General features: G+C 39.3%; 9 protein-coding genes and 1 pseudogene. All 10 read right to left on the bottom strand.

Annotated elements, in window-relative coordinates; translation table 11 throughout:
- Positions 1-500 (bottom strand): annotated as a pseudogene (locus tag ACESR9_RS10085) (conjugal transfer protein); the annotation flags it as partial.
- Positions 501-511: 11 nt separating this feature from the next.
- Positions 512-3,016 (bottom strand): ATP-binding protein, encoded by a 2,505-nt coding sequence (locus ACESR9_RS10080; protein WP_373106428.1) that lies wholly within the window; start codon positions 3,014-3,016, stop codon positions 512-514.
- A gap of 13 nt (positions 3,017-3,029) precedes the next feature.
- Positions 3,030-3,440 (bottom strand): conjugal transfer protein, encoded by a 411-nt coding sequence (locus ACESR9_RS10075; RefSeq protein ID WP_006149323.1) that lies wholly within the window; start codon positions 3,438-3,440, stop codon positions 3,030-3,032.
- A gap of 2 nt (positions 3,441-3,442) precedes the next feature.
- Positions 3,443-3,667, bottom strand: a complete 225-nt coding sequence (locus tag ACESR9_RS10070) for a TcpD family membrane protein (RefSeq protein WP_001095596.1) — start codon at positions 3,665-3,667, stop codon at positions 3,443-3,445.
- A 9-nt stretch (positions 3,668-3,676) separates the two neighbouring features.
- A complete protein-coding gene (locus ACESR9_RS10065) occupies positions 3,677-4,672 on the bottom strand; it encodes a conjugal transfer protein (RefSeq protein ID WP_373106427.1) in 996 nt (331 codons plus the stop codon).
- A gap of 10 nt (positions 4,673-4,682) precedes the next feature.
- Entirely contained in the window at positions 4,683-5,240 is a 558-nt protein-coding gene (locus ACESR9_RS10060; protein ID WP_215194945.1) for a conjugal transfer protein, read from the bottom strand.
- Between the two features lies 1 nt (position 5,241).
- Positions 5,242-5,475, bottom strand: a complete 234-nt coding sequence (locus ACESR9_RS10055; RefSeq protein WP_000456042.1) for a hypothetical protein — start codon at positions 5,473-5,475, stop codon at positions 5,242-5,244.
- Between the two features lie 14 nt (positions 5,476-5,489).
- Complete coding sequence (locus ACESR9_RS10050; protein ID WP_373106425.1) at positions 5,490-6,722, bottom strand: replication initiation factor domain-containing protein; 1,233 nt, start codon at positions 6,720-6,722, stop codon at positions 5,490-5,492.
- Positions 6,723-6,928: 206 nt separating this feature from the next.
- Entirely contained in the window at positions 6,929-8,617 is a 1,689-nt protein-coding gene (locus ACESR9_RS10045; protein ID WP_373106424.1) for an FtsK/SpoIIIE domain-containing protein, read from the bottom strand.
- Between the two features lie 13 nt (positions 8,618-8,630).
- Positions 8,631-9,092: a conjugal transfer protein gene (locus ACESR9_RS10040; protein WP_373106423.1), complete on the bottom strand. Its 462-nt coding sequence runs from the start codon at positions 9,090-9,092 to the stop codon at positions 8,631-8,633.
- Positions 9,093-9,107 lie beyond the last annotated feature (15 nt).

The following is a 9,107-nucleotide window of genomic DNA, read 5'->3' as shown; positions in this document are numbered from 1 at the left end:
GTGATATTTTTAGTAACATCTTGGGAAACATGGTTAATGGTATCTAGTAGATACAGACCACCTGATGTTCCAGCAATTGTTCCAAAATAACCAAAGCCAAGGATGAGTACCAGAAAGACATGAAGGAGTGTTCTTGAAAAAGCTCCTTTCGAAAAGAAAAACTGATAAAAGAGATAAAACGCTAGAATCAGAAGCAACATTGAAACGAGTGATTGTTTTGCGACTCCACCAGAGCTTGAACCGATGAATCCTTTCCAAATATTCATTGCTCCATTAAACACATAGTTCTTGTAGTTAGAGTAGAGATCAATCTTTTCGAGAATCCGTATCAGCAAAGAAAAGAAGCCTACCACTGCGTTTAGAATGAAAAAGAAGAAGTTGACGAAAAGCTCATTAATCAGTACCCAAGCACCGTTAAAGGAAGCGAACCCAGTTGGCTCCATATAGGACTTGAGAGAGAAGATATCGACTCCTCTTAGTTTGTCAAAAGCTTCTTGCATGGATTCACCTCCTAACTAGCGTATTTATTTTCAAGGCTTGATGATACCGTAGCTTTCATAGGTTTTAGAAGCATATCAATATCTTCAAAGATGTTGTGTACAGAAATCATATTGAGATTGCCATACACGTCATAGTACAGGCATTGACCAGAGATCATATTGTCAATCCATTCGAGATTACTTTCAGTGACTTCTAGATTGACATGTTTTAGGATATCTTCTCTTTCTGACTTTTCATAAAAAGCAAAGATGGTTCCGAATCCAGTAGTATCATCGTCATTTTCTGCATCATGTACAGATTGAGTAATCAGTGCCAAGGTATTGTTTTTGGAGCGTCCAATTCGACGCATATTTTTGATAACGGCTTTTCCTTCTGCGGACTTCATAAGAATCCAAGCTTCGTCAAAGAACTCAATGGTATCTTCATTTTCATTTCGTTCTCCAAAGTGGGTACAGAAGGCACCCAGTGCAAACATGAGGGCAATAGAGTTGCGTTCATGATCTGAAATTTTTGTGGAATCGTCCTTTGGTAGTTTGAGGTTATTGACCTCTAGGATGGTCACCCGTGATTCATAGTTAAGTCCTTGAGTGGTTCCATCTGAAAAGGCTAGTTCCAAGATAGAGTTTGTGACAATTGAGGTCAGATAACGACCAACCGAAGCAATTTCAGAGGAAGTAGAGTCTCTCAGAACTTTTAGGACGTGTTTAAATCCGACCTTCTCACCAGCGACTCGTTTCTCCACAATCGTATTAATAGCTTCTGTGATAGCTGTTTTTTGATCCATCGTGACATCATCTACGGCTTGTAGTAGAAACTCAAGCATGTTTTTTGCGACCTCTACAGCTTGTTCTTTATCTAGAACGACAATAGGATCTAAGACTCCGTGGTTTGATGGTAGTGAGCTATCCAGTGTTACAAAGTTAAAGTTCTCAATCTGTTTCTTGCGTTCAGGATAGAGACGTGCAAATTCAGGTGAGTTGATTACTTCTTGGTAGTGATTCCTAAGTTCACGTTTAGGGTCAATATAAAGGGTTTTAACATTTTGTAAGGCCACACTTAAAAAGATGATCTGAGCAAGGAAAGATTTTCCTTGACCTGTTGCCCCAGTGATGATGATATGCGGGTTCTTGGTAATCTTTCCAGCTATATCTTCTTTATTTCCCACTGTCGCATTGTAGAGGACAATGTTCTTTGAGGAATCAATAGCTTTAGCGATATTGTCCCAACGGCCTGTCCAGTTATCTACTCGGCCAATATACCAACCGATACGGTTTCCAGAAGAGGTATTGGTGAAGGGCATGAGTTCTGAAAATCCACGGGCTGTGACCATATGTGTCCAGGTGCGAGTTTTCTTTTGGAGGTTTTCTCCATAGAGCAACGCTTGAAAGAGATAAGGTCCGTCTTGAGAGGCTTCACTAATTTCAACTCCCATATCATCAAAGTAGTTCAAAACCACTTGTCGTCTTTGACGGAGTTGGTTCACACTTGAAGCAGAGACGATCAGATAGGCTCCATATTCGATGATATCTTCCTTGTTTCCGACTTTCTTCATTAAGTCCTTTAGGGAGATAGAGCCCATGATGATCTCGTCTTGTTGGACAGTATCAGTATTTTCTGCCTCTTCCATGATGTTTCTGTAACGTGTATTCGATCGTCCCATTCGACCTTTTATCTTACTAGTATCAATGAATTCTGCCTTGATTCGTAGCTCAACGGGAAAGTTTAAGCGTTGGATAAATTCTCCCAGGTGAAAACCATTGAATTGAACAGGAAATTTACCAACCGGAAGAATCGTCACAAAAGAAGATCCATAAGGGCTTTCTAGCTTGAGAAAGCCACCTTTTAAGACTTTGATCAAAGTATCTGTGATATTGAATTGAGCACGATTGGCGAGCACCTCCTTCTTGTAATGAGGAATATAGCGGAGATATTGCATCCGCTGGTAATAAAAGAGTTCTTCATTAGATAACCGTTTTGCCCGAAGGACAGAGAAGGCTTGAAAAATAGTGAATTCATCACTTTTATAGTCTTCATACCATGTGGGACTTAATTCATATTCATAGCCAAGGCCCTTAGCTATTTTTTCGGTGAACTCATTAAAGCTCTCATAAGCCAAGTCTTTGACGGTAGCTCCATGATTTTGTTTGCGTAAGGTCACTCCCACGACCCAGTCAAACTGATAAGGGATCTCCATTTCATCTGTTAGGCGATCTACCGTGTAAAGAAGTAGTTCTTCTCCTAGTTCACGACTGTCATCTGCTAGAGCGTCTGAAAAGTCCCGCATTTTCTCTTCTAAGAGATAGTCTTTAGGGATCAGAGATATTTCAAAGAACTTGTTTTTCTGGAGCTTCTTCATCATTTGAGCAACAGCGATTTTATGTTTGCCCTTTTTTTCATCATCTGTAATCGTGATGGGAGTGTTTGGAATACGATAATAAGCAATGACTGTTTGATCTTTTTTGAGAGCTAGATTTTCATGTGTTTCCCTAATAGGATAGGTTAAAGTAATACTCATAGGTCCTCCTTTTCTATAGATTTGTTTTTTCAAAGACAATTTCTTCTACAGGTTCTATTCGATCTTCATGGTAGATAGCTTTTTTGTTTAGCTTAAAATCCCAGAAGTAAATCAGGTAATCTCCAATAAAGACGTGCATCTTTTTACCGTGAGGCTCGTATTCAGTATAGAATTTAGCCAATTTGTAAGGGAGATACCAATAGAGTAAGAGAGAAATTGAGTGAGTGATTTTTGCGAGTGGCACAAAGATAAATCCTCCAAAGAGTAACATGGCCACAAAGACGATGATAAAGACAATGAAAAAGGACAACTGCATCGGTGTCGCAAAGTACCATAGTCGAGTGCCCTTTTTTGTCTTGATTTCTTGGATCCAATAAGGAGCATTTAGGCCCTTACTGTAATCATAAAGTCTTTCTTCATTCATACTTAAAGTCCTGATTCAATACCAAAGAGTCGAAGGAACCAGCCGACTGCTTTTAGGATATCTTGTCCTTTGGCAATTGAAACAATAACGGCATAGAAACCAACGACAGAGAAGAGTTGAAGCCAAGAGCTGTTCCGCCAAGCCTTGATCGCTAAGAGCACGGCAATAGCTGTCAGGATCCAAATTCCATCACCCTGAAGGAAGGTTCGTAGATTGTTTGTATTCATAGAGTTCTCCTATTCTTTATCATTTGCATAATTCAGTGGAATGGTGTGTTCTAGTTTTGAGACATAGTAGGTCTTTTCTTTTTCTGAGAGAGTAAAGGTGAAGTTTTCCGAGTGAGTGGTACCTCCAACTTCAAAGGTAGCTTGGACATAAGCGATTAAATCATCACCGTCCTGTTTGAGATAAGTGTAGTCGATCGTTTTGAAAGTGCTATTTGCGATGATATCCACATTTTTAGCGATCAGATTAAGATTATCTTGGTTTGTGGTGTAGTTTGTAAAGAAGATCTTGAGGAATTTTTCTACCTTCTTACGCTCGCTATCTGAAAAATGATCATTGGCAGTTAGTTGGAGCTTATCATCTTCGCTAAAGTGGCCAGCTTGTGAAGATTCAATAGCAGAGAACCAAGGAAGGCCGGAGATATAGTATTTCCCATCTTTTTCATCAAATGGAATATTGAAACCTGTCACAATTTCTTTTTCTTCTGTGTTATTATCCCGATGGATGCTTTCCTTGTATTTAATCTTATAGGTCGCAACTTTTCCTTCTACAGTCACTAACTGAGAATAGAGAAGTGTGCTGGGATTTCGAACTTGCCCTTGAGATTTTACATCAGGGATGTAGTTGTAAAATTTATTTAAGTATTCTACTTGCGCCTTTTGTTTTTCACCTTCATTAGAAAGTGTGAAATAAGCATAGACATAGTCATTCAAGTAATACTGGAGTTTATAGTCATATTTTCTACTCGACTCCGTAGGCTGTGTCTGTTGCTTTTGAGTGGCCTCTACTTGTGCTTGTAGTGTACCTACCTTATTTGAGAGTGTGATAGCACGGATAGATCCCAAGAAACCAACAAATAGGAGGAAAGAAATTCCTCCTATGACTGCAATATTGACGGTCTTTTTATTGGTGACTTTTAGTTTTGGTGTACCTCCTTTTTTGTCTATCTTCTTAAAATGTGATAGATATTCTTTTGCTTGAAGCAAGTAGCGTTTGACTTTATCCATAGATCCTCCTTTAGAGACCAGCAAGCTCAATGAGCTTTGAGCCTTTTGCATAGAGGCGCTTATTGGCTTTTTCGATCTCGCCATTAATGTAGTAGTAACCTCGCAACTCAGTTTGGAGTTGTTCGATCAAGTCAGGTTTTAGATCCTTGGCTTCTTCTTTTTTAAGGAGACTATTTAATTCTCCAGCCTTGGTCCAAGCCTCTCTGTGATCTTTCTTTTTAAGTAATTCTCCCAGTTCATTCGTGACTTGAGAGACTTTCTTTTCAAAAATAGTTTTAGTAGCCATTTCAATTTCCTTTCTAAATTTTTCTTGATTGTCTTTGATGGTCTTTTGGATATAAGTAATGAGTGAGGGGCGCATTTTTTTATTTACGCTCAACACTTGACCATCTAGCGTGAAACAGGCATGTTCATAGTCATAGAAACCTTTCGCATCTGGTGGTTTTTCGGTAGATCTTCCAGCGCATTCATAGTAGAAGTCCTTTCCTTTTCGTAAGAGGACGTACATATGCCAGAATTCTTGTTCTGGAAGAAGCAGAAAGTCTGCTTGATAAATCTTCTTCAGCATCTCAAGAAGCCTCAAGTAGATCATCGTAGCCTAGAGCTTGGTAGATAAAATCTGAATCAAACCAGAGCCAGTCATTGATTTGTCCTTCAGTTGGTGTATCACCAGAGAAGATATCTTCACAAATGACGGTTAGGGTATCCACTCCACCACGTTCACGGACGGTGTTTAAGGTCGTTAGTCCACCAGACCAAGCTTTAAAGTTTTCTAGTGAATTGATTTGAACTTTGTATTCCATATAGTTTTTCCTTTCTAGTGTTCATAGTGTTTATTGGCTTTGAGAAGTCTTAACATGGCTTTTCCTCGATCAGTGATCTCTCCGCTATTCTGAATCATTTTCATGTATTCTGTTTGGAGGATCTTGTCTGCTTCAGTGACTAGTGCAAGGGAGTTCGCAACTTGATAGGTTAGCCAGCGAATCGTTCTCTCAATACTGTAAGGCTGTGGGTTGGTTGAGAGCTTTAAGGGTTCGACTCCTCCAAAGAGTTTTTGCCATTTCTCATCAGGTTTATAGGCTCCAAAGCGAGTAACTCCATCATAGACTTGGATTTCTTTGTTTATGATGCCTCGTGCGATTTCTCCGAGATCTACACCGTTGATATATTCCTCCACAATGCCTTGAGCTTTCTGATCTGAAAATCGCAATTCATAGCGATTCCAGATACCAAAAATCTCCAAGGATTCGTCCAAGGAGATGTTTTCCATTCGAGCAATTTCATAGCGCTTTTCATAAAAGTTGAAGTAGAGTTGACTTTGACGGCTCCCAAAATAAATGGACAAGCCGTGATTCGCTTCCATGTCTTCATTATCTGTGAAAGATCCACCACCCGTGATATTCCATTTCTTGATCGTATCTAGAACAATCTCTTTGGAATAGAGTTTATCAATCAATTTGGGAATCTGAATTTGTTCGTCCTCGTGACCATAACCCTTATATAGTTCGTCTAGAGCGATATCGAGTCGCTTCACCCGAACGTCTTCATAGGAATAAAGAATGTTTTGAAGAAAGATCTGCCAAGTGATCCCCTTGTCTTCAAGAAGTAGTTCTATCTCACGGCATCCTTGGCCAGATAGTTGAAGACAAGTTTGGTAGTCATTGGTCACAGACTTATCAAAGAAATCAAAAATCCAGATATTCCCTCGTTGCCATAAGTGGGTATAGTTCATGAGACGGGTTTCTTGGTCTGTAAATTCGCTTAGGTGACAGTGAAGGAAGTTTTCGCAGAAAGCATCTAAATCCTTTAATCTAGGAAAGGTCAATCGTAGATAGTCGATCTGAGCCCGAAGACTGTTTTTATCGTACTCTTGATAGTAACCGAGTTTTTCTTTTAGTTCTCTAAACTTCTCAATCGTTAGTCCTCTTTCACCTGTTTCATAAGAGCGATAGGTTCTTGTAGGAAGATCAACAGCTTGTGCAAATGCTTTTTGACTAAGTCCTGTTTGTTTTCTGAAATTCTTAATATGAAAAGGACTAATTTTGTCCATTCATCGCAACACCTCTTTCTAACAAAGTGACACACTTTTTTGACGAAAGTGACACACTTCATAAAAATTGAAAACCCAACTCCCATAAGGAATGAGGAGGGGTGGACTTGGCGTTTTTGCCAAATGTAACCCCCCTATTAGAAAACGGGGGTTCGTTGTCATCATGAGCCAGGAACGGCGGGCTTCGGTCTTCGCCTGACCTGCGGTCAGGCTTGCCCTTGCCCTTGTCCTAGCCCATGATGACTGACAATCGCTTCAATAGCTTTTGGATAAGACTTGCGTCCATCTTCCTCAAATCGAGTGATTGTTTCAAGAAGTAACTTTTCTTGGAAAGGTTCAATAAGAATAGCGGAGTCAGTACGTTCAAATGAAATTCCGTGCTCTTCCATATAAGGGATAATTTTTCGAAGAGTTTGCATTTTTAAATCGTACTCATCCGCAAATTCCTTGAGTGGTCGCTTGTTTGGTTCGTTTTCTATAACCTCCTTTTCCTCTATAGGGTCAATTGTTTCAACTGGTGATTTGTATTCTTCAAATACTGAGAACTCTTGACCTTCAAATTCCATAATGGGAATTTTAGCGTATTCATCATAGAATGAAAATCCTTGATCAAGTGGAATATAAGGTGAATAAAATTCTCCAGCTAGATTACCATTTGAAGCAATATAACCACGACCGACTACTTTCACCCCGTTAATCTCGTCTAGCTTTTTAAATTCTTTGGTTTTATTAGCATCTCCAAACATCATGTCATATCCTGTTGATTCTAAATGACCGACAGAAAGACGCATCATAAAGTTATCCCGAAGAGAAGTTTTGATATATTCTCCATCAGGCCTTTGCATGGCAAAGATCACATATACTCCAGCTTGACGGCCCTCCAGAACGATTTGAGTTAGGTATTCCATGAGCTCCGATTGTTGGCTATAGTCTCGATCAATCTTGGCCATAAGAGCCGCCCATTCATCTACTAGAATAAATTTAGGCTTTAGATTGTACTGGGTATAAAAGGTACCTGGTCTATAGTCTGGAAATGACGTTAAGACTTCATAGCGCTTCTTCATAAACTCGACATTCTCTCTAAAGCAATTAATGATATCCTCTTTACTAGAATACACTCGACCGTGAAAGACTGGAAGTTTTTTTAAAGAAGCTAAGTCTGAGTTTTTAGGATCACAAATATCTATATAGCCAACTTTTAATAGGGCATAGATAATGGACATGAGAGTAACAGTTTTTCCTCCACCAGTACCTCCACCAACTAGTAAGTGGGAATCTTTGACATAGTCCCAGTAGACATCTTTCATAAGACGGATCTTTGATCCTTTCACTTCAACTTGATCAATTGAAATACGGCTATCAATCCGATTAATAGCAATTTCATATTTGATAAAGCGGTTATCAAAGGTTTTATTGCGAAAGTCCCCGTTAAACATGACTTCAAGCGTAGCCCCAAGGTTGAGGAAGCGATCTTGAAATTTATTGCCTTCTAGAATGAAACTCACTTCAATCTTGTAGCGAGACTGTTTGATATACACTTGAGGCAAGGTTATTTTTTCAACGATCTTGTTTTCACGTTTAACCTTTTTAACGAGATAGAGGTTATTCTCTAGCAAAAAGCGTGAAAGAATTCTAAGACTATTGAGCTTTTGAAAGAAGAGAATCTTCCTGTAGCAAACCCGATTGATAAACCAAGCAAGGAGTAAAGAAAAGAGTAGCCCAGCTCCTAGAAAATAGCCTTGGGGTAAGGGATAGACTTTTAATTCTTCTAAATGTAAGTAGCTGTAGAAACTAATAGCAGACAAAAAAGGAAACCACCAGATAAACCATGTGATTCCCTTTAGCTTACGATGAAAAACTCGAACTCTTTTTCCCCGATAGGTAAAGAGTTTCATCTTGCATCACCTCCTAGTTTTCTTTCTTATTTTCTACCGGTTTGTTTTCTTTAGACGGTGCGCCTCCAGTTTTTTTCTTAACTTTAGAAGCAAAGAGCTTATAGATATCATTACGATTGACGTGGGTATGGGTGATAACAATATCTTCTAGTTCAACCTCTTCTCGGTATTTAATGCCCAAGTCCTCAATTTCAGACTCAGACATATCTGCAATAGTGAAAAAGAGTGTTTCGTGCTGGACAGAAGAATGAATCCCTACGACAATTCCACGGATCTCTCCAGTATTAACTTGGACAAATGATCCATCAGGATTACGTTGTGAGCGATCCACTTCAAAGATGATATCAGGGCCTTCAATACCTCGGAAAGTTAGTTTTCCAAGGACTGCAGGGACATCTAGTCCGTCTGTAATGACACGATAAGTCTTGTCAGCAATTTGTAGTTTTTCTCCGTAGTTTAATCCAATTTTAGCCATGTGATTTTCTCCTTT

This window comes from Streptococcus parasanguinis (genome assembly GCF_964238605.1).
GTDB classification, from domain to species: Bacteria; Bacillota; Bacilli; order Lactobacillales; family Streptococcaceae; genus Streptococcus; species Streptococcus parasanguinis_AJ.
This window is presented reverse-complemented; position numbering and strand designations above follow the sequence as displayed.